The organism is Microbispora sp. H10830 (genome assembly GCF_014161375.1).
Lineage (GTDB): Bacteria > Actinomycetota > Actinomycetes > Streptosporangiales > Streptosporangiaceae > Microbispora > Microbispora catharanthi.
The window spans coordinates 650,810-669,438 of sequence record NZ_JABBWX010000001.1; the positions used below are offsets into that span (position 1 = coordinate 650,810).

The window sequence follows — 18,629 nt, forward strand, 5'->3', positions numbered from 1 at the left end:
GGCCACGGCGATCACATTTTTCCGCGATGTCCCCGGATTTGTCCGCCAAATCCCCACACCGGCGCGGTCAGTCTCCGGTGACGACGACGCCGGCCTTCTCGATCATCAGTACGGCGCTGCGGACGGGGACGACGGGCCGGTGCGACATCCCGGCCGGGACGGTGAACGCCTGCCGGTCGATCAGCCGATACCGCGCCCCGGCGGCATCCAGGTCCCCGATGAGACTCTCATAGAGCCCCAGGCCGCCGGGCACCGCGACGGCGCCGTCCAGCTCACCACTCACCCGCTCAGCAACTCCTTCGCCTGCGCGATGCGGTCCTCGCCGCGCTGGTAGAACACCCACTGCTTGATCTTCTTGCCGCGCACCAGCCCCGCCTGGGAGAGCACTCGCAGATGATCGCCGCAAGTCGGTTGGCTCACCCTCAATTTCTGGGCGATGAACAAGGAACAGACCCCGTCTCTGACCAGATCGCCGTCGCGCTGCGGTGGGAGGTGCCGCTCGGGATCACGCAACCACTCCAGAATCACGCACGCTCACCCCGAGCGGTGGGACGAGGCTGTGGTTTCAGCTTCGAACGGTCAGGTGGTCACCGTGACGGGAAACGGGAAGCGCCTGGCCGCAGTCGTTCCAGCGGATCAGCCTGACCTGATCGCCCGCCTGCGCGAGACCAGCGAAGTGTTGTCCGACAACGACGCCCTTCAAGCCGTCATCGAGTCCCGTGCCTCCATCACCCGCGGAGAAGGTCTCCGTGGCAGGGAAGCCATCCGGGGGCTACTCGACGGTCGGCAGTGATGTCATTCCCCCGCGAGCCGTTCGAGCCTGTTCTCGGCGCGGCCGCCTGACGTGCGATCTCCGACAAGCAGATGCGTACCACCGCCGCTGACCGCTGTACGACGCCCATGCGGCACTTCGCGGCGAGCACGAAGTCGACCGCGCCCGGGCGAGAGCGACGAGACATGCCTCTCCCGGGTGGTCTCGGCTTCAGAAGCCCCTCGCGTCGGGCCGCTTCCTCGCTGAGGGCCAGATCGTCGGGTGTCCGTCCTCTCCATTGGCATGTGCCGACACATGCAAAAGCCCCGGGGCGGTGGTCTGTGACCACCGCCCCGGGGTGAAATGCTCCCGCGATAGGACTCGAACCTATAACCTGCCGGTTAACAGCCGGCTGCTCTGCCGATTGAGCTACACGGGATCGTGCTCTTACTGCTGCTACTGCCTGCTCCGCTCGTTCCGGCCTTTCGGCTTTCCTTGCGGCGCGGAACTAGATTAGCGCACTCCGGGGGGTGTCTGTCACATCGATTCCGTCCGCGAGTCGTCGGGTCTTGATCGGCGTACGGCAAAGAGCGCCCGGACGGCCCGGGAGCCCGCCCGGGCGGGGCCGGAACGGCTGCTGTTGGATAGAGACAGGCCCTCGGGGTAGGGGGGCGGGGAACACGAGCGCGGAGGTGGAAGATGCGATACAAGGCGATGTTCGCCACCGGGCTGGCCGTCGGCTACGTCCTCGGCACGCGGGCCGGGCGTGAGCGCTACGAGCAGATCAAGCGTTTCGCGCAGCGGTTCGCGGACAGCCCCACGGTGCAGGAGGCGGCGGGGCTGGTCGGCGCCCAGGCCTCGAAGGTGGCGGGCAAGGCCAAGGACTTCGCGGGCGACAAGGTGCCGTTCCTGAAGAAGACGGAGACCTGGGAGCAGGCCGACAGAACCGACCGGGTCGGCACGGCCACCGGCTGGCCGGCCGGCGCCGACCAGATCCCCTGAACCGCCCCCGAGACCGGACAGGTCCCGGTTCGGCTCCGTCTCCCCATGGAGGACCGGCCCGGACGGTGCGTGCCGCGCCATCGGCGGGCCCCCGGCATCACGCCGGGGGCCCGCCGCGTCAGACGCCGAGGCTGCGGCGTACCTCTTCGAGGGCCTGCTCGGCGTGGGCGCGCAGGCCCGGGTCGTTGGCGTCGAGCCCGGGGTCGAAGATGAACTCCCAGCGCGGGGTGTCGTAGCCGGGAACCCGGCGGGCGACAAGGCGCACTCCCCCACGGCCGTTGATGGTCACATGGCGACTCGCGACGATCGTCGAGGTCACCCGCTCGCGGATCGTCTCCGGCAGTCTGCCCGGCTCGGACAGGAGGGCCCGGTGGACGGCCCCGTCCGTCATCGTGACCGTCACGCCCTCCTCGTCCCACACGGCCTTGTCCATCAGGTGCCACGCCAGGCGCGGCCCGTCCGGCAGGTGCAGCGCCCGGGTGGTGGCGACGATGTGGCCGCCCTCCGGCGTCAGCGCGTGGCTGATCGGACGCTCGCCGCTCTCCAGGGCGAGAGCCGTACGGACCTCACGGGGCAGCCGGGAGCCGAGCAGACGGGACAGCGAGGGCTTCTGAGAGGTCAAGGGAGCACCGCCAGCGTACGTCGACCGTTAACACCCCCGAGGCTATCCGGCGCCCCGGTGTCGACTTCGCTCCCCCCGGAAGGAGCCGCTTCACGTCTCAGGGAAGCCACTCCTGAAGTCCGGCGAGATGCCCGAGTTCCGACTCGACGCGCCGCCTGTCGTCAACGGTGAGCACCAGAGCACGCAGATCGGCGAGCCAGGGATCGATGGGCTCACCGAGGACCGTGGCCACGTCGACAAGGTGACACAGGGCGATGGCCCGCTCGGCCGGCGAGGCGTCCGCGCCGTGCCTGCGCACCGCGGACTTGAGCGCACGGAAGGCCTGCAGGTCATCGTTCTTGAACTCGCGCAGGATCCGCGCGTTGTCGAGCGCCTTGGCCAGGCCCGTCAGCTTTTTCGAGCCGCCATACTCCAACTCGGCCGGCTCGTCGCGCTGGATGAATATGATCGAGTTTCCGGACGGATCGATCAGCGTGAACCGGGACGCGCCGGGCCGGTAGCGGGTGATCCGCGGAAGGCCGGAACCCAGCACCTTCCCGTAGACCCGGCGCATCGCCGCGGCGAACGCCGCATGGTAGGGCGCCACGGCGTCGACCATGACCAGGCAGCCTCCGGACTCCTCCCGGGCCGGATCCAGGCCCTTGGGCGCCGGGCCGAAGTGCAGCTGGAATCCGCTCCACCGCAGCGCCAGATAGACGTAGGGCTTGCTCTGTTTGTAGGTCGCCTCGAATCCCAGCGCCTCATAGAACGCCAGGGTCTCCTCCACCGACGCGCACGGCAGCAACGGCACCGTCGCCTCGTTCGGCCGAACCGCGGGCTCACTCACGTCATCCACCTCCAGATCGCCCGACGATGGTCACACTCCTCGGCACAGCTCGCATATGGATCGCTCCAGAGACCCGGCCTCGCGCCACCAGACGTCAACGTTCACCTGGGCGCGCCGGGCGACACCGACCAGGTCATCGCCAACCTGACAACCCCGGCCGCCGGCCACCGCGAAACGCGACGAGCGCCTCCCAGGGGGCGGGAGGCGCTCGTCGCGGTCGAGGCGTCAGTCCAGGTAGTCCCGGAGCATCTGGGCCCGGGTGGGGTGGCGCAGCTTGGCCAGCGTCTTGGACTCGATCTGGCGAATGCGCTCACGCGTCACGCCGAACTCCCGGCCGACCTCCTCCAGCGTGCGGGGGTGGCCGTCGGAGAGGCCGAACCGCAGCTGGATGATCCGCTGCTCGCGATCCGAGAGCGTGGCCAGGATGTCGTCGAGCTGGTCCTGCAGCATGATGAAGGCCGCGGCCTCCATCGGCACCACGGCGTCGGCGTCCTCGATGAAGTCGCCGAGGTCGGAGTCCTCCTCGCCGATGGGCGCCTGGAGCGAGACCGGCTCCTGCGCGATGCGCTGGATCTCCACCACGCGGTCGATCGGCAGGTCCATCTCGGCGGCGATCTCCTCGGGGGCGGGCTCCCGGCCGAGATCCTGGTGAAGCTGCCGCTGCACGCGGACCAATTTGTTGATCGTTTCGACCATGTGCACGGGAATCCGGATCGTTCTCGCCTGGTCGGCGATCGCCCGGGTGATCGCCTGGCGAATCCACCAGGTCGCATAGGTCGAGAACTTGTATCCCTTGGTGTAGTCGAATTTCTCGACCGCACGGATGAGACCGAGATTGCCTTCCTGAATGAGATCCAGGAACAGCATTCCGCGCCCCACATAGCGCTTGGCGATGGAGACCACGAGCCTGAGGTTGGCCTCGATGAGCCGCTGCTTGGCGCGGACGCCCTCCCAGACCAGGTCTTCCAGCTCCGGCCGGGCGAACCTGGCGGCGGGGCTCTCGCAGAGCTTGTCCTCCGCGAACAGACCGGCCTCGATGGCCTTGGCCAGTTCCACCTCCTCCTCGGCGGTGAGCAGCGGAACCCTGCCGATCTCCCTGAGGTAGATCCTGACCAGGTCGCTGGTCGGAGCGCGTTTGCCGATATCCTCCTCGTCCGGCTTGCTGGGCTCCTCGTCGCCTTGCGGCTCGAGGACCTCAACCCCGTTCTCGGCGAGCATCCGCACGACGCGCTCCAGCGCGTCGGCGGGCAACTCGGATCGGTCGAGCGCGGCGGCCACGTCGTCAACCGTGACGCTCCCGCGTTCCCTTCCCTTAGCGACGAGGTCCGCCACCTGGTCTACCGATGGCGGCCTGCTTGGCAGCACCGATGCACCCACGCAACACAGTGTGCAGGAAAGGCACCACTAAATGGCAGGCCTATTTTTGTCACCCAAGGTAAGGCGGAAGTCAATACCGAATCGAGATCAAAACATATGTTTGGCGGCTGTGAGATCTGGAAAGGGACGTTTATTCAGGCCCCGCTGGCGCGTTCTCGCAACACGCGTCGCTGCTGTTCCAGCGCCACGAGTTCGCCGAACAGCCGGTTGTACTCCTGCTGCTCCTCGACCGGGTTGAGCCGCTGCAGGCGCGACTTCACCTGGGCGACGGCCCGGCCGACCGCGACCTCCTGGATCTTGGCCAGGACGGCCGCGCCGTACCGCTCCTCGACGTTGACGTCGGCGCGCACGGCCTCGACCGCGAACCGGGTGACGAGCGACCTCAGGTCGACGCCGGTCCCGTCGGGCGTCCCGGCGTCGGCCTGCTCCAGCAGCCGGTCGACCCACTCGCGCCCGCCGGGCCCTCCGGCGGCGGTCCCCCCCGCCGCCACGATGACCTCGTAGAGCGCGACGTGCTCGGGCAGGGTGAACGTCGCCGCGCCGAGCGCGTCGAACTCCGGCCCGAGCAGCGCGGGCCGCTGGACGGCGAGCTTGAGCGCCTCCGCCTCCAGGCGGACGGCGGGATCCAGGGGCTCCTGACGCGCCGGGGCGGACCGCGCGGGCGCGGCTCCGCGCGCCGGCTGCCGGCGCCCGGGAGCGTGGACGCCCTCCTGCGCCCGCCCCACGACCTGCTGCACGCGCTGGATGACGAAGCCCTCGTCCATGAAGCCGATCCAGCGGTCGAGGTCCACCACGTAGGTCTTGCGCAGTCCCGGGTCCTTGATCGAGGCCACGACGGGCGCGGCGGCGTCGAGCGCGGCCAGGCGTCCCTCGTTGGTGTTGAGGTCGTAGCGCGACAGGATGCTGCGGATCGCGAAGGCGAACAGCGGCTCCCGGCTGGCGACCAGGTCGCGCACGGCGGCATCGCCCTGCTTGACCCGCAGGTCGCAGGGGTCGAGGCCGTCGGGCTGGACGGCGACGAAGGTCTGCGTGACGAACTTCTGCTCGTCCTGGAACGCGCGCAGGGCGGCCTTCTGCCCCGCCGAGTCGCCGTCGAAGGTGAAGATCACCTCACCCCTGAACTCGGCCTGGTCGAGCAGCAGCCGGCGCAGGACCTTGATGTGGTCCTCCCCGAAGGAGGTGCCGCAGGTGGCCACCGCGGTCGGCACGCCGGCCAGATGGCAGGCCATGACGTCGGTGTAGCCCTCCACGATGACGGCCTGGGACCGCTTGGCGATCTCCCGCTTGGCGAGGTCCACGCCGTACAGCACCGAGCTCTTGTGGTAGATCGGGCTCTCGGGGGTGTTCAGGTATTTGGGGCCGTCGTCGGAGTCGAGCAGCTTGCGCGCGCCGAAGCCGATGACGTCGCCGGTGATGTCGCGGATCGGCCAGACCAGCCGGCCGCGGAACCGGTCGACGGGCCCGCGCCTGCCCTCGCGGGCCAGGCCTCCCTTGATCAGCTCCTGGGAGGTGAACCCGCGGGCCATCAGGTGCCGCGACAGCGCCTCCCACTCGTTGGGGGCGTAGCCGACGCCGAAGTGCTCGGCGTCGGCCCGCTCGAAGCCGCGCTCGGACAGGAAGCGCCGCCCCGGGGCCGCCTCCGGGCCGGACAGCCGCTCGGCGTAGAACTCGGCGGCGGCGCGGTGCGCCTCGATCAGCCGCAGCCGCTCGCCCTGCTCACGACCGGGCACATAGCCGCCCTGCTCGTAGCGGAGCTGGATGCCGGCCCGCTGGGCGAGCCGCTCGACGGCCTCGGTGAACGTCAGGTTCTCGATCTTGCGGACGAACGTGATGACGTCGCCGCCCTCGGCGCAGCCGAAGCAGTAGTAGTAGCCACGGGCCGGGGTGACGTTGAACGAGGGCGACTTCTCGTCGTGGAACGGGCACAGCCCCTTCAGGTTGCCCCCGCCCGCGTTGCGGAGCTGGATGTGCTCGCCGACGACGTCGGCGATCGGCGAGCGCTCCCGCACGAGCGCGATGTCCTCGTCACTGATCCGACCGCTTCGCCCTGCCACGCTGGCGAGTCTAGAGCCTGCCCCCGACAGCCCGGACGCCCCACCGCGGATGGTCGAGGACATGTCACGACTTTCCGGAACCGGTCGTGATGTGCGGCTTGGTCCGTTACAAAGGAAAGGTTCGGTAACGTCGACCAGGTGGAGATCATGCGATCGGGGAGACTGGCCGCCCTCGCCGGCGCCGCGTTCGTCGCGGCGTCCTGCGGCGCGCCCGCCGGGGTCGCGGGAGTGAGCACGCTGCCGCCCACGCCGCCGCCGGGAGGCGGCGTCACGGCCGCCATGGACGACTCCCAGCCCGGCCACGTCGTGCCTCCGCCCGGGGACGAGCCGGTGCGGGTCCCCCCGCCGAAGGTGTCCTCCTACACGTACGCCTTCCCCATCAAGGGCTGCAAGGTGTCGTACTCCCGCAAGCTGCTCGTGCTTCCCAAGACCATCGTCTGGGCGGCCAAGGGATGCGCGTTCGTGTCGCCGGTCGACGGGGTGGTCCAGGAGGTCAACGTCAAGAACCTCTGGACGCCCTCGACCGACCGCGGCGCCGACCGGGAGGGCCGGTTCGTCACGGTCAAGGGCGAGGACGGCGTGCTGTACCTCGGCGGGCACCTCGACTCCGTGGAGCAGGACATCACGCCGGGCACCAAGGTCAAGGCCGGGCAGCTGCTCGGCCGGGTGGGCAACACGGGCAACGCGCGCGACACCGCGAGCAACCTCTACTTCGCCATCTCGTGGCCGGCCGCGCCCCAGTACTGGTGGGTGCGGCGGGGCGTGGTGCCGGCGTGGCCCTACCTGGACGCCTGGGACGACGGCAACCGCACCGTCTCCCCACGCAAGGCCATGCTCACGCTGCGCAAGAAGATGGGCGCGACCCCGGCCTGCACACAACTGTGCGCGTCCAACTCGTCCAAGCAGCCCACGCCCACCCCGGACGAGACCAAGCCGCCCACGAAGAAAAAGAAGAACGGGGGCGGCGACGACGACGTGGTGGTCATCCCGCTCTGAGCGGGACGGTCACCGCGGCACCGGTCCCGCGGAGAAGCACGGTCACCAGGGCACCGGTCCGTCCTCGTCGAAGAATCCGCCCGACGGGCCGTCCGCACCGAGCGTCGCGAGCGTGACCGCGACCGCCGCGCCCTGCGCCGCCGTACGCGGCAGGGACCTGCCGAGATCCCTGGCGAAGTCGGTGTCGCACGGCCCGGGGGCGATGGCGTTGACCAGGATGCCGAGCGGGCGCAACTGCTTGGCGTACTGCACGGTGAGCATGTTGAGCGCGGCCTTCGACGACGGATAGGCCGCGAAGCCCGGCCTGCCGGTGAAGTAGTGACCGGGGTCGGTCATGTGCGTCATCGACCCCGTGCCGCTCGACACGTTGACGATCCGGCCGGCCGCCGACCGCCGCAGCAGCGGCAGCATCGCGTCGGTCACCCGGATGACGCCGAAGAGGTTGATCTCGAACACCTCGCGCACGACGCCGAGGTCGACCGAGCCGGGCGTCTGCCGCGTCCCGCCCGAGATGCCGGCGTTGTTGACGAGCACGTCGAGGCGGCCGAACCGCTCCCCCACTTGCTCCGCAGCCGCCCGCACGCTCTCCTCTCCGGTGACGTCGATCGTCAGCGGGTGGACCTCCAGGCCCTCCGCCCGCAGCTTCGCGGTCGCCTCGTCCCGGCGTCCCGGGTCGCGCGCCCCGAGCAGCACGGTCATGCCGAGCTCGCCGAGCTGCCTCGCGACCTCATAGCCGATGCCCTTGTTCGCGCCCGTGACGAGGGCCACGGTGTCAGTGCTGTCACTGCTGTCAGTGCTGTTCATGGGGCAAGCCCATCACCGCGTCCCCCGCGGCGCCCAACACCGTCTCGGTCACGGGCGATACCCTCGCGGTATGACCGCCGGTGACGACACCGTGGAGACACGGGAGCTGGCCTATTTCGTGGCGGTGGCCGAGGAGCTGCACTTCGGGCGGGCGGCCCGGCGGCTCGGCATCGCGCAGCCGCCGCTGTCACGGGCGATCCAGCAGCTCGAACGCCGCCTCGGCGTGCGGCTGCTGGAGCGCGACCACCGCACGGTGGCGCTGACGGAGGCGGGTGAGACGCTGCTGCGGGAGGGCAACGCCGCGCTCGCCGCGGTGTCGGCTGCCGTGCGCAGGACCCGGCGGGCCGGCCGGAGCGAGCCCTCGCTCGTGCTCGCCGCCAAACCGGGCGGGGACGCGGACCTGCTGCCCGAGATCCTCGCGGCGTACGCGGCCACGCCGGGCGCGCTGCCCGTCGACATCGTCTTCAGCGCACGGGAGCGGGGCGCGATGGTGCGGGACGGCCGGGCCGACGCCGCCCTGCTGCACGCCCCGCGTGAGGACCTGACCGGCCTGGCGGTCGAGGAGCTCCTGGTCGAGAGCCAAATGGCGGTGCTGCCCCGGGGGCACCGGCTCGCCGGGCGCGCGAAGCTGTCGATGGCGGACCTCGACGGCGAGCCGCTGCCGCGGTGGCCCGGTGCCGTCCCCGAGGGCTTCTCCCGGATCGCCGAGAGCGGCCAGCTCATGCATCTCGTCGCGCTCGGCCGGGCCGTGGCGGTCGTCCCCGAGTCGATCCGGGCGAACCTGCGTCACGACCTCGTCGGCGTGCCCGTGGCCGACGCGCCGCCGACGACGCTGGTCCTGGCCTGGCCGCGGGACGCGCGGTCGCGGGCGCTGGCCGCCTTCGTGCGCGCGGCGGCGGAGGTGGCGCGGCGGGTCTCAGCCGGCTCTGAGGCGGCCGGCGGGTCAGCCGGCTCTGAGGCGGCCGGCGGGTCAGCCGGTTCTGAGGCGGCCCGGCGGGTCAGCCGGCCTTGAGGCGGTGCGTGGCCGCCGACAGGCGGCGGTGCCAGCCCATGGCGGAGGCGTCGGTCAGTGAGGCGATCTGATCGACCACCGCGCGCAGCCGCCCCGCGTCGTCGGCGGCCTGCTCGAACTGCGGCCGCAGGGCGGGCTCCAGCGTCGCCGGGGCGCCGCGCAGGATGAGGTCGCCCAGCTCGGCGATGATCTCGCGCTGCCGGGCCTGGACGGCGTGGTGGGCCTCCCTGGACATCACGTAGCGAGCCGTCACCCCCTTGAGCAGCGCGCACTCCAGGCGGGTCGTCCTCGGCACCACCAGGTCCGCGTCGTACCGGTTGTGGCCGCCCCTGTCTCCCGGCGTGGGGCGGCAACCGTACGTCTCGCGCGTGGCGTCCTGGGCGGCGCGGCACAGCCGGCCGATGAGCGCGCTGGTGAGCCGCTTGAGCGCGGCGAGGTCGGCGAGCCCGGCGTCGAAGGCGGCCGGCCACAGCGGCTCGGCGAGCAGCCGGGCGAAGGTCTCCGACAGTTCCTCCACGCCCGCGTCGGGCGCGTACCACTCCATCGTCAGACGGCACACCTCCAGCCGCTCCTCCGGGTCGCGCAGGGCCGCCATCGTGACGTGGCCGCACGTCAGCCCGTCCTCAAGGTCGTGCACCGAGTAGGCCACGTCGTCCGCCCAGTCCATGACCTGCGCCTCGAAGCCGACCGCGTAGTCGGGCGCCCCCTCCCGCACCCAGCGGAAGACCGCCAGGTCGTCGGGGTAGACGCAGTACGGCCGGCCCTCGGCGGCGAGCGGGACGCCCGGGACCCGGCAGGAGGACCCGGCCCAGGGATACTTGCAGACCGAGTCGAGCGCGGCCCGGGTGAGGTTGAGCCCGGCGCTGCGGCCGTCCTCGGTGATGACCTTGGCCTCCAGCCGGGTCAGCAGGCGCAGGTTCTGCGCGTTGCCCTGGAACCCGCCGCACGGCGCGGCCAGTTCGTCGAGGGCGGCCTCCCCGTTGTGGCCGAACGGAGGATGGCCGAGGTCGTGGGCGAGACAGGCGGTCTCCACCAGGTCGGGGTCGCAGCCGAGGACCTTGCCCATCTCCCGGCCGATCTGCGCGCACTCCAGCGAGTGGGTCAACCGTGTGCGGGGGCTGTGCAGGCCGGTGCAGTCGGCGGGGGCGACCACCTGCGTCTTGGCGGCGAGCCTGCGCAGCGAGGCGCTGTGGAGCACGCGTGCCCGGTCCCGCTCGAACGCGCTCCGCTCGGGGTTACCCGGCGGCTCCGGCACCCACCGTGCCTGGTCGTGCTCGTCGTAGCGGGCCATCCATCCTCCTTCCCTGTGGCAAGCCCCGTGGCGGCGGGGAATGGAGCGTACCCGCGAAGGTCCGGTTTCACGACAGATCCGGTAGTCCGATGGGAGATTGCCCCCTTGCCCGGTAAGCGACCGCGAGTGATACTCGGTTTTTCCCGCCCTGGCGCTTCCGAGGAGGAGCCCTGGTGGTGGACAACGAGCTCGCGGAGGTCCTCCGATCCGGGCCCTTCGAGCGCGCCCTGCGGGCGGCCATCCGCGCCCGGGGACTGAGCCTCGACCGCCTGCACTCACGGCTGCGCGAGCGGGGCGTCCACGTCAGCCTGTCCAGCCTCAGCTACTGGCAGCGCGGCCGGTCGCGGCCCGAACGCGCCGCCTCGCTGGCGGCGGTCCGGGAGCTCGAAGGCATCCTGTCCCTGCCGGAGTACGCGCTGATCGGCCTGCTCGGGCCGCCCCGCCCGCGGGGCCGGCGGCCGGAGACGCTCACCGTGCTCAGCCACCACGAGCAGGTGGTGGTGGGCGCCGGGCGGCGGCACCGGGTGAGCGCCCGGGCCGTGCTGCGGGCCGCGGCGCCGCGCGTGGACCGGTACGTGGTCGCCCATCCGCCGGGCACCCGGCTGCTGCGCACCGAGGGCTGCCGGCCCGGCCGCGGGGACGACGACGGGACCGGCCCCCTGACCGAGCTGATCTTCCCGCACCCGCTCGCCCCCGGCGAGACCCAGGTCGTGGAGTACGTCGCCGCCGTCGCCGCCGCCGACCGGTACGACCGGCGCCTGCTTGACCCGGTCGAGCAGCATCTGGTGCAGGTGCGGTTCACGGGCGGGCGGCTGCCGGTGCGGTGCTTCCACACCTGGTCCCCCGACGCGTCGGCACCTCCCGGTGACTCCGGTGAGCTGCGCGTCGACGCGTTCGGGGCCGCCCACCTGGTGGACACCGGCGCCCGGCCCGGCGTGCGCGGCATCCGCTGGGAGTGGGACTAGCCGCGAGCGGCGGTCCGGGCGAGGCGGACGAGCTCGGCGGCCGGGCCGGTCAGCCGGGTCCTGGCCCGCCACACCGCGAGCAGCGGCCGGCGCAGGTCGAGATCGGCGACGGGCACCTCGATCAGGCGTCCGTCGCGTAGTTCGGCGGCCACGGCGAGACGGCTGAGGACCGCCGGGGCGACCCCGGTCTCCACCGCCACCTTCACCGCGGCGTTGGAGGACAGCTCCAGGATCGGCGGGGCGACGTCCGGCCCGGTCAGGAGACGGTCGAGGGCGTGGCGGGTGCCCGAGCCGGGCTCGCGCACCACCAGCGGCGTCGCGGCCAGGTCGGCGCGACTCAATGGTTCCCCGCGCGAAGGCTCCCCGCGCAGAGGTTTTCCGCGCAGGGGTTCCCCGCGCCGGGCCCACGCGTGGCCCGGGGCCACCACGACGACGAGCCGGTCTTCCGCTACCGGCCAGGAGGTCAGCTCCCGTGGCACGACGGGCGACTCGATGAAGCCCGCGTCGATCTCACCGTCCGTCGCCATCCGGCAGACCTCACCGGAGTTGACCACGCGCAGCCCCACCTCGACGTCGGGCAGCACGCGGCGCAGCGCCACCAGCCAGCCGGGCATCAGATATTCGGCGACGGTCATGCTCGCGGCCACCCGTACACGGGCGTCGCGCCGGCCGCGAAGGGCCTGCACCCCCGTGATCAGGTCGTTCGCCGCCGTCAAAGTGGCGCGGGCCCAGTCGGCGACGACCTGGCCCTGCGGGGTGAGGCGCGAGCCCGTGGTCGAGCGGTGCAGCAGCGGCACCCCCAGCTCCCGCTCCAGCGTGTCGAGCCTGCGGCTGGCGGACGCCTGCGTGATGCCGTGCAGCTTCGCCGCCTTACCGAGGCTGCCCTGCTCCGCCACCAGGAGCAGCAGTTCGAGGCTGGCCAGATCCGGCCACCGTGGGGTCATACGGCAACCGTATGAGGTCTTGCGAAATCGGTGGCTACCGGTGCATATGGGACTTCGCGACGATCTCCGCATGCCTCCGTCTCTCACGCGGGCCACCGCTGCCCGTTCCACGCTTGATTCAAGGCTGCTTCCGGGACTGCTGGTGACGACCGCCGGGGTCGCCCTGGCCATCGCCGTCAACGCGCTCGTCCCCGCCGTCAGCCCGCTGATGGCGGCGCTCGTCCTCGGCGCCGTCACGACCAACCTTGGCCTGTCCTCACCCGCCCTGCGTCCCGGGCTCGAGTTCGCCGCGAGAGGGCCGCTGCGGCTCGGGATCGTCCTCCTCGGCGCGCAGCTCGCCCTTCCCGACGTCCTCGCCCTGGGACTTCCGGTGCTGCTGCCGGTCGTGGTGACGGTCACCGCGACCTTCTTCGGCACACAGTGGCTCGGCCGCAGGCTCGGACTGGGGCGCGAGCTGTCCCTGCTCGTCGCGACCGGTTTCTCCATCTGCGGGGCGGCGGCCGTCGCGGCCATGGACGGGGTGACGGACAGCGACGAGGAGGACGTCATGACCGCCGTCGCCCTGGTGACGCTGTACGGCTCGCTCGCGATCGCCGTCCTGCCGCAGGCCGAGGGCCTCCTGCACCTGTCTCCGGAGGCGTTCGGCGTCTGGGCCGGCGCGAGCGTGCACGAGGTGGCCCAGGTCGTGGCCACCGCGCAGGCTGTAGGCGGGGCGGCGCTCACCACCGCGGTGGTCGTCAAGCTGACCCGGGTGGTCCTGCTCGCCCCTCTCATCGCCGGGGTCACGCTCTGGCGCCGCCGTACGGCCGCTCCCACCGAGGGCAGGAGGCCGCCCGTCGTGCCCCTCTTCGTGGCCGGCTTCCTCGCCATGGCGGCCCTGCGCAGCCTCGGCGTCCTGCCGCCCGCGTCGCTGTCGGCGCTGAAGACCGCGGAGACCCTGCTGTTCACCGCCGCGCTGTTCGGCATGGGAGCGGCGGTCCGCCTGCGGGCGCTCCTGCGCACCGGCCGCCGCGCCGTCGCGCTGGGCGCCCTCTCCACGACCCTTGTCACGCTGGTCGCCCTCGCCGGCGTCACGGCGCTGGCGTGATCCCCGCAGGGTCAGGACTTCGTGATCGTCACGTCGTCGGCCCCGGCCTCCAGAAGACTGGCGGAGGCCAGGTCGGCCGCCTCGAACTGGATCCGCACGGTCTGGCCGGCCAGCCCGGTCAGCGACGCGGTGGCGACGCTCCACGCGCCGTCCCTGTCGGCGGCCGCGCCGAGCTGCTCGAAGACCGTGCTGGTCGTGCCGCCGATCACCTTCACGCGGAAGTAGTCGGCCGTGGAGGAGTTCGATCCGTGGGCGAGATACCAGGAGAACGACAGCGTGAGCGTCCCCGACGCCGGCAGCGTGATCGGCGGCGACGTGATCGTGGTCACTCCCCCGTCGACGTCGCCGTCCCCGGCGCTCGTCCCTGCCGAGGCGCCGGTGACCAGGTCGTAGCTCCCGCTGACCGTCGTGCCGAGCTGCTTGGCCCCGCTGGACGAGGTCGCCGCGGGGTCGGCGCGCTCCCACGCGCCCGAGGTGGCCGTGTCGGCGCCGGCGGCGTTCGCGGTCCAGCCGGTCGCGGTCTCGAAGGTGTCGGAGTAGACGGTCGCGGGGGGTGTGCCGGTGCCGCAGTACGCGGACTCCTTGCCGATGACCCGGTAGACGCAGTCGGCGTTCTGGACGAGCAGCAGCGCGGCCGCCCGGTTGCGGGAGGTCTCCCGGTCGATCACCTCGTCGGGCGGATAGAAGCCGGGGCTGCTCCCCTTGGGGTACATCTCGAACGTGTACGTGAAGATCTTGTACGTGCCCCACATCCAGTCGTCGATCGAGCCGTCGGTGATGTAGAGGTCGCTCGACTGCTCGGCGGTGTACCCGTTGGTGGCCGCCATGCTCCGGCCGAGGGCGGCATGCGCGTCCCGGTCGTCCTGCGTCATGCCCGGGCCGGTGTCGGCCGTCGTGTACCCGTACGGCCAGAGGACGAGCTCGCTGTAGGTGTGCCAGTCGATGGCCGCCTTGATCTGCTGGACGCCGCCGACCACGCGGCTGCGGACGAAGTCGGCCGCCGCCCTGACCTCCGGGGCCGACTCGGCGGCCGAGCCGCGGTAGGTCTCGCTGGACGGGGTGCCGGAGGAGCCGCCGCAGCAGCCCCACCTGTAGGCCCAGTTGCGGTTGAGATCGGTGCCGACGCTGGAGGTGCCGGAGTTGGGCTGGCGGTTCTTCCGCCACGACCGGTAGGAGCCTGTGGCGATGTCGTACTCGCCGCCGTCGGGGTTGAGGTCGGGCAGGATCCAGATCTCCCGCGTGTTCACCAGGTCGGTGATCTGGGCGTCGGCGCCGTAGTCCTCGGTGAACAGGCGCAGCAGGTAGATCGCCATCTCGACGGTGAGGTGCTCGCGCGCGTGCTGGTGGGCGGTGAACAGCACCTCCGGCTCGCTCTCGTCGGTGGCCACGTTGTCACTGATCTTGACGCCCATCAGGTCGCGGCCCTCGTACGAACGGCCGTAGCTGAACCTACGGGCGATCCCGGGATGGGCGGCGACGAGCTGGTCGACCAGCGTGCTGAGCTCGGCGTAGTTGTGGTAGCCGGAATCCCCCGAGGGGAAGTCGAAGGTCTGCGGCCCGCGGGCCTCGGCGGGAGGTGCCAGCTCGGTCACCGTGAACCCGAGCCGGCGGATGGCGTCGGCCTCCTGGAGCGTCGCGGTGACCACCATGCTCCGGCCGTGCACCTCGTCGACGGCGGCCCCCGTGCGGGCCACCGCGTTGCGCTGCGCGACGGTGGCCGGGCCGTCCACCTGGTATTGCCTCGACGGCGACGGCTCCTGGCCCGCTCCGCCCGCCACGGAGGCCGCCACCGAGGCCGTCACCGAGGCCGTCGCCGAGGCCGTCAGCGAGACGGCCGACGAGGCGGGGGCGGCACCGAGCAGTGTCACGAGGGCACAAAGCAACGCGAAGACAGCAGGGCGCAGGGCCGCCGCGATCCCCGGCCCCGGCAGGCGGCGACGTCTTCTCACTCCACGCCCTCCCTTGCGGTAGGTACGTAGAGTGATCAATCAGGCGTGCGGCTTCAACGGTCACCGGGCCGTGTCGCGCGGCCCGGCGAACCGCCGTGAACCGCCCCCACTCCGACCTGGTCATTCCACAACCAGTCCGGGTGTTTTGTGGAATTTCAACTCATCGCGTGTCGGACTGCGCGCAGGTCAGCGCGGCACGGCCCGCCTCCAGCCGGGCCACCGGGATGCGGAACGGCGAGCAGGAGACGTAGTCGAGGCCGATCTCGTGGCAGAAGTGCACCGAGTCGGGGTCCCCGCCGTGCTCGCCGCAGATGCCGAGCTTGAGGTCCGGCCGGGTCCGCCTGCCCTCCTCGACCGCGATCCGCATCAGCCGGCCGACGCCCTCGCGGTCGATGGACTCGAACGGCGAGACCCCGAAGACGCCCAGGTCGAGGTACGTGCCGAAGAAGGCGCTCTCCACGTCGTCGCGGGAGAAGCCCCAGGCCATCTGGGTGAGGTCGTTGGTGCCGAACGAGAAGAACTCGGCGGCCTCGGCGATCTGCCCGGCCGTCAGCGCCGCCCTCGGCACCTCGATCATCGTGCCGATCGCCGCCTCCACGCCCGCTTCGGCGAGGATACGCTCCGCCTCCTCCTTGACGATCTCCAGCTCCTGCACCGCGCCGACCAGCGGAATCATGATCTCCGCCCGCGCGCCCCCGACCCGCCGGGCCGCCGTGGCGATGGCCCGCACCTGCATGGCGAACAGGCCGGGAATCGTCAGGCCGAGCCGTACGCCGCGCAGGCCGAGCATCGGGTTCTGCTCGTGCAGCCGCTTGACCGCATCGAGGAGCCTGCGGTCCCGGTCGTCCGCCCTGTCCCCCGCCAGGGCCACCTTCACGGCCAGGTCGACGAGGTCGGGCAGGAACTCGTGCAGCGGCGGGTCGATCAGCCGGATCGTCACCGGCAGCCCGTGCATGGCCGTGAAGATGCCGGTGAAGTCGCCGGTCTGCAGCGGTTCGAGCGCGTCGAGCGCGGCCTGCCGCGCCTCGGGCGTCGTGGCCAGGATCAGGTCCTCGACGAGCCGCCGCCGCTCGCCCAGGAACATGTGCTCCGTACGGCACAGCCCGATGCCCTGGGCTCCGTAGCGGCGGGCGCGGGCGGCGTCCTCGGGGGTGTCGGCGTTGGCCCGTACGGCGAGGCGGCGTGCTGAGTCGGCGTGGGTCATGATCCGGTCGACGGCCCGCACCAGCTCGTCCTCTGCCGGCTCGCCTTCGAAGTACTTCGCGACCGGCGAGGCGGTGACGGGGACCTCACCGAGGTACACGGCTCCGCTGCCGCCGTCGATCGAGATCACGTCGCCCTCGTCGACGACGACCCCTCCTGGTGCGGTGAACCGGCGGGCGTGCGGGTCGACCTCCAGCTCCTCGGCCCCGCACACGCAGGTCTTGCCCATGCCGCGCGCCACCACGGCGGCGTGGGAGGTCTTGCCGCCCCTGGAGGTGAGCACGCCGTGAGCCGCGATCATCCCGGCGAGGTCGTCGGGGTTGGTCTCCCGCCGCACGAGGATGACCGCCTCGCCCCGTCCTGCCAGCTCGACGGCCCGCTCGGAGCTGAAGACGGCCCTGCCCGCGGCGGCGCCGGGCGAGGCGTTCATGCCGGTGGTCAGCCTGCGGTCGCCGGCCGTCGCGGCGAAGCGGGGGAACATGAGCTGGGCGAGCTGCTCACCGGTGACCCGGGTGACCGCCTCGTCCATGTCGATCAGGCCCTCGTCCACGAGCTGGGTGGCGATGCAGAAGGCGGCGGCGGCCGTGCGCTTGCCGACTCGGGTCTGCAGCATCCACAGCTTGCCGCGCTCGATCGTGAACTCGATGTCGCACAGGTCGCGGTAGTGCCGCTCCAGCGTCGCCATGATGTCGAGGAGCTCGCGGTAGGCCCCCGGATTGATGGTCTCCAGCTCCTGCAGGGGGACGGTGTTGCGGATGCCGGCGACGACGTCCTCGCCCTGGGCGTTGCGCAGGTAGTCGCCGTAGACGCCCTGGCGTCCCGAGCCGGGGTCACGGGTGAAGGCGACTCCGGTGCCGGAGTCCGGGCCCATGTTGCCGAACACCATGGCGACGACGTTGACGGCGGTGCCGAGGTCGGCGGGGATGCGCTCCTGGCGGCGGTAGAGAATCGCGCGCGGTGCGTTCCAGGAGTCGAAGACCGCCCTGACGGCGAGGTCCATCTGCTCCCGGGGGTCGGCGGGGAAGTCGCGGCCCGTCCGCTCCCTGACGATGCCCTTGAAGGTCTCGACCAGCCGCTGGAGGTCGGCGGCGTCGAGGTCGGTGTCGTCCCGCTCGCCCTTGAGCTCGTCCATCGCGTCCTCGAACAGCTCGCCGTCGATGCCCAGGACGGTCTTGCCGAACATCTGGATGAGCCGGCGATAGGAGTCCCACGCGAAACGGTCGTTGCCCGACTGCTTGGCCAGCCCGAGGACGGAGTCGTCGTTGAGGCCGATGTTGAGGACCGTCTCCATCATGCCGGGCATCGAGAACTTGGCCCCCGACCTCACGCTGACCAGCAGCGGGTCGTCCGCCTGACCGAGGCGCTTGCCCATCCGGGCCTCGAGGGCGGCGAGGTGCTCGGCGATCTCCCCCTCCAGCCCGTCGGGCATGCCGCCGTGCCCCAGGTAGTGGCGGCAGGCCTCGGCGGTGATCGTGAAGCCGGGAGGCACGGGGAGGCCGATGTTCGTCATTTCCGCCAGATTGGCACCCTTGCCACCGAGTAGGTCTTTGAGGTCCTTGTTGCCCTCGGTGAAGTCGTAAACATACTTGGGCATGCGACGCTCCTTCGCCGACTTCAATAAAACCGCGGACGCGGCCCGCAACCGGACTGTACCTAGGAAAAGCAGCACCAAACCTCACCCTTCACCACATATGACGTCTAAGCAGGTAGAGGGCATCGGAGAGGTCTAATCCAATCCAAGAACGG

At 71.4% G+C, this 18,629-nt stretch carries 16 protein-coding genes and 1 tRNA gene; 5 read left to right on the forward strand and 12 right to left on the reverse strand.

Annotated elements, in window-relative coordinates; translation table 11 throughout:
* Positions 1–67: 67 nt before the first annotated feature.
* The 3 genes from HHX35_RS03055 to HHX35_RS03065 all read right to left on the reverse strand — a co-directional run bounded on the left by HHX35_RS03055 (position 68) and on the right by HHX35_RS03065 (position 1,190).
* Positions 68–283: a hypothetical protein gene (locus HHX35_RS03055; protein WP_182897460.1), complete on the reverse strand. Its 216-nt coding sequence runs from the start codon at positions 281–283 to the stop codon at positions 68–70.
* Positions 280–528 (reverse strand): helix-turn-helix transcriptional regulator, encoded by a 249-nt coding sequence (locus HHX35_RS03060; protein WP_182897461.1) that lies wholly within the window; start codon positions 526–528, stop codon positions 280–282. The genes HHX35_RS03055 and HHX35_RS03060 overlap by 4 nt, the downstream gene beginning before the upstream one ends.
* Positions 529–1,117: 589 nt before the next feature.
* Positions 1,118–1,190, reverse strand: a tRNA-Asn gene (locus HHX35_RS03065).
* Positions 1,191–1,450: 260 nt separating this feature from the next.
* Between HHX35_RS03065 and HHX35_RS43105 the strand changes: the two genes are divergently transcribed.
* Positions 1,451–1,753 carry a YtxH domain-containing protein gene (locus HHX35_RS43105; RefSeq protein WP_139579537.1) on the forward strand — a complete coding sequence of 101 codons (303 nt, stop codon included), beginning with the start codon at positions 1,451–1,453 and terminating at the stop codon, positions 1,751–1,753.
* A 118-nt stretch (positions 1,754–1,871) separates the two neighbouring features.
* Here the strand turns inward: HHX35_RS43105 and HHX35_RS03075 are convergent, their stop codons facing one another.
* The 4 genes from HHX35_RS03075 to dnaG all read right to left on the reverse strand — a co-directional run bounded on the left by HHX35_RS03075 (position 1,872) and on the right by dnaG (position 6,632).
* The gene (locus HHX35_RS03075; RefSeq protein WP_259404692.1) at positions 1,872–2,375 is read right to left on the reverse strand and encodes a hypothetical protein; all 504 of its coding nucleotides are present in this window, start codon (positions 2,373–2,375) and stop codon (positions 1,872–1,874) included.
* A 97-nt stretch (positions 2,376–2,472) separates the two neighbouring features.
* On the reverse strand, positions 2,473–3,201 hold the full coding sequence (locus HHX35_RS03080) for a glyoxalase (RefSeq protein WP_182897462.1): 729 nt from the start codon (positions 3,199–3,201) through the stop codon (positions 2,473–2,475).
* A 225-nt stretch (positions 3,202–3,426) separates the two neighbouring features.
* On the reverse strand, positions 3,427–4,566 hold the full coding sequence (gene rpoD, locus HHX35_RS03085; RefSeq protein WP_310738896.1) for an RNA polymerase sigma factor RpoD: 1,140 nt from the start codon (positions 4,564–4,566) through the stop codon (positions 3,427–3,429).
* A gap of 146 nt (positions 4,567–4,712) precedes the next feature.
* The gene (dnaG, locus tag HHX35_RS03090) at positions 4,713–6,632 is read right to left on the reverse strand and encodes a DNA primase (protein WP_310738868.1); all 1,920 of its coding nucleotides are present in this window, start codon (positions 6,630–6,632) and stop codon (positions 4,713–4,715) included.
* A 147-nt stretch (positions 6,633–6,779) separates the two neighbouring features.
* Between dnaG and HHX35_RS03095 the strand changes: the two genes are divergently transcribed.
* Positions 6,780–7,628 carry a M23 family metallopeptidase gene (locus tag HHX35_RS03095; RefSeq protein ID WP_182897465.1) on the forward strand — a complete coding sequence of 283 codons (849 nt, stop codon included), beginning with the start codon at positions 6,780–6,782 and terminating at the stop codon, positions 7,626–7,628.
* Positions 7,629–7,670: 42 nt separating this feature from the next.
* On the opposite strand, the gene HHX35_RS03100 is transcribed toward HHX35_RS03095, so the two are convergent.
* Complete coding sequence (locus tag HHX35_RS03100; RefSeq protein ID WP_182897466.1) at positions 7,671–8,432, reverse strand: SDR family oxidoreductase; 762 nt, start codon at positions 8,430–8,432, stop codon at positions 7,671–7,673.
* Positions 8,433–8,502: 70 nt separating this feature from the next.
* On the opposite strand from HHX35_RS03100, the gene HHX35_RS03105 reads away from it, so the two are divergent.
* Complete coding sequence (locus HHX35_RS03105) at positions 8,503–9,444, forward strand: LysR family transcriptional regulator (RefSeq protein WP_182897467.1); 942 nt, start codon at positions 8,503–8,505, stop codon at positions 9,442–9,444.
* On the opposite strand, the gene HHX35_RS03110 is transcribed toward HHX35_RS03105, so the two are convergent.
* Positions 9,431–10,735: a deoxyguanosinetriphosphate triphosphohydrolase gene (locus tag HHX35_RS03110; protein WP_182897468.1), complete on the reverse strand. Its 1,305-nt coding sequence runs from the start codon at positions 10,733–10,735 to the stop codon at positions 9,431–9,433. The genes HHX35_RS03105 and HHX35_RS03110 overlap by 14 nt on opposite strands.
* A 173-nt stretch (positions 10,736–10,908) precedes the next feature.
* Between HHX35_RS03110 and HHX35_RS03115 the strand changes: the two genes are divergently transcribed.
* A complete protein-coding gene (locus HHX35_RS03115; protein ID WP_310738869.1) occupies positions 10,909–11,700 on the forward strand; it encodes a hypothetical protein in 792 nt (263 codons plus the stop codon).
* Here HHX35_RS03115 and HHX35_RS03120 read toward each other — a convergent pair.
* Positions 11,697–12,644: a LysR family transcriptional regulator gene (locus HHX35_RS03120; protein WP_182897469.1), complete on the reverse strand. Its 948-nt coding sequence runs from the start codon at positions 12,642–12,644 to the stop codon at positions 11,697–11,699. The genes HHX35_RS03115 and HHX35_RS03120 overlap by 4 nt on opposite strands.
* Before the next feature lie 70 nt (positions 12,645–12,714).
* Between HHX35_RS03120 and HHX35_RS03125 the strand changes: the two genes are divergently transcribed.
* Positions 12,715–13,731 (forward strand): YeiH family protein, encoded by a 1,017-nt coding sequence (locus tag HHX35_RS03125; protein WP_182897470.1) that lies wholly within the window; start codon positions 12,715–12,717, stop codon positions 13,729–13,731.
* Between the two features lie 11 nt (positions 13,732–13,742).
* On the opposite strand, the gene HHX35_RS03130 is transcribed toward HHX35_RS03125, so the two are convergent.
* Together HHX35_RS03130 and ppdK are read right to left on the reverse strand one after the other, a co-directional pair.
* A complete protein-coding gene (locus HHX35_RS03130) occupies positions 13,743–15,680 on the reverse strand; it encodes a M14 family zinc carboxypeptidase (RefSeq protein ID WP_310738870.1) in 1,938 nt (645 codons plus the stop codon).
* 160 nt (positions 15,681–15,840) lie between these two features.
* Entirely contained in the window at positions 15,841–18,477 is a 2,637-nt protein-coding gene (ppdK, locus tag HHX35_RS03135; RefSeq protein WP_182897471.1) for a pyruvate, phosphate dikinase, read from the reverse strand.
* Positions 18,478–18,629 lie beyond the last annotated feature (152 nt).

Coding starts and splice junctions, on each gene's coding strand:
- HHX35_RS43105 (WP_139579537.1), top strand. CDS start 1,451: ATGCGATACAAGGCGATGTTCGCCACCGGGCTGGCCGTCGGCTACGTC.
- HHX35_RS03095 (WP_182897465.1), top strand. CDS start 6,780: ATGCGATCGGGGAGACTGGCCGCCCTCGCCGGCGCCGCGTTCGTCGCG.
- HHX35_RS03100 (WP_182897466.1), bottom strand. CDS start 8,432: ATGAACAGCACTGACAGCAGTGACAGCACTGACACCGTGGCCCTCGTC.
- HHX35_RS03105 (WP_182897467.1), top strand. CDS start 8,503: ATGACCGCCGGTGACGACACCGTGGAGACACGGGAGCTGGCCTATTTC.
- HHX35_RS03110 (WP_182897468.1), bottom strand. CDS start 10,735: ATGGCCCGCTACGACGAGCACGACCAGGCACGGTGGGTGCCGGAGCCG.
- HHX35_RS03120 (WP_182897469.1), bottom strand. CDS start 12,644: ATGACCCCACGGTGGCCGGATCTGGCCAGCCTCGAACTGCTGCTCCTG.
- HHX35_RS03125 (WP_182897470.1), top strand. CDS start 12,715: ATGCCTCCGTCTCTCACGCGGGCCACCGCTGCCCGTTCCACGCTTGAT.
- ppdK (WP_182897471.1), bottom strand. CDS start 18,477: ATGCCCAAGTATGTTTACGACTTCACCGAGGGCAACAAGGACCTCAAA.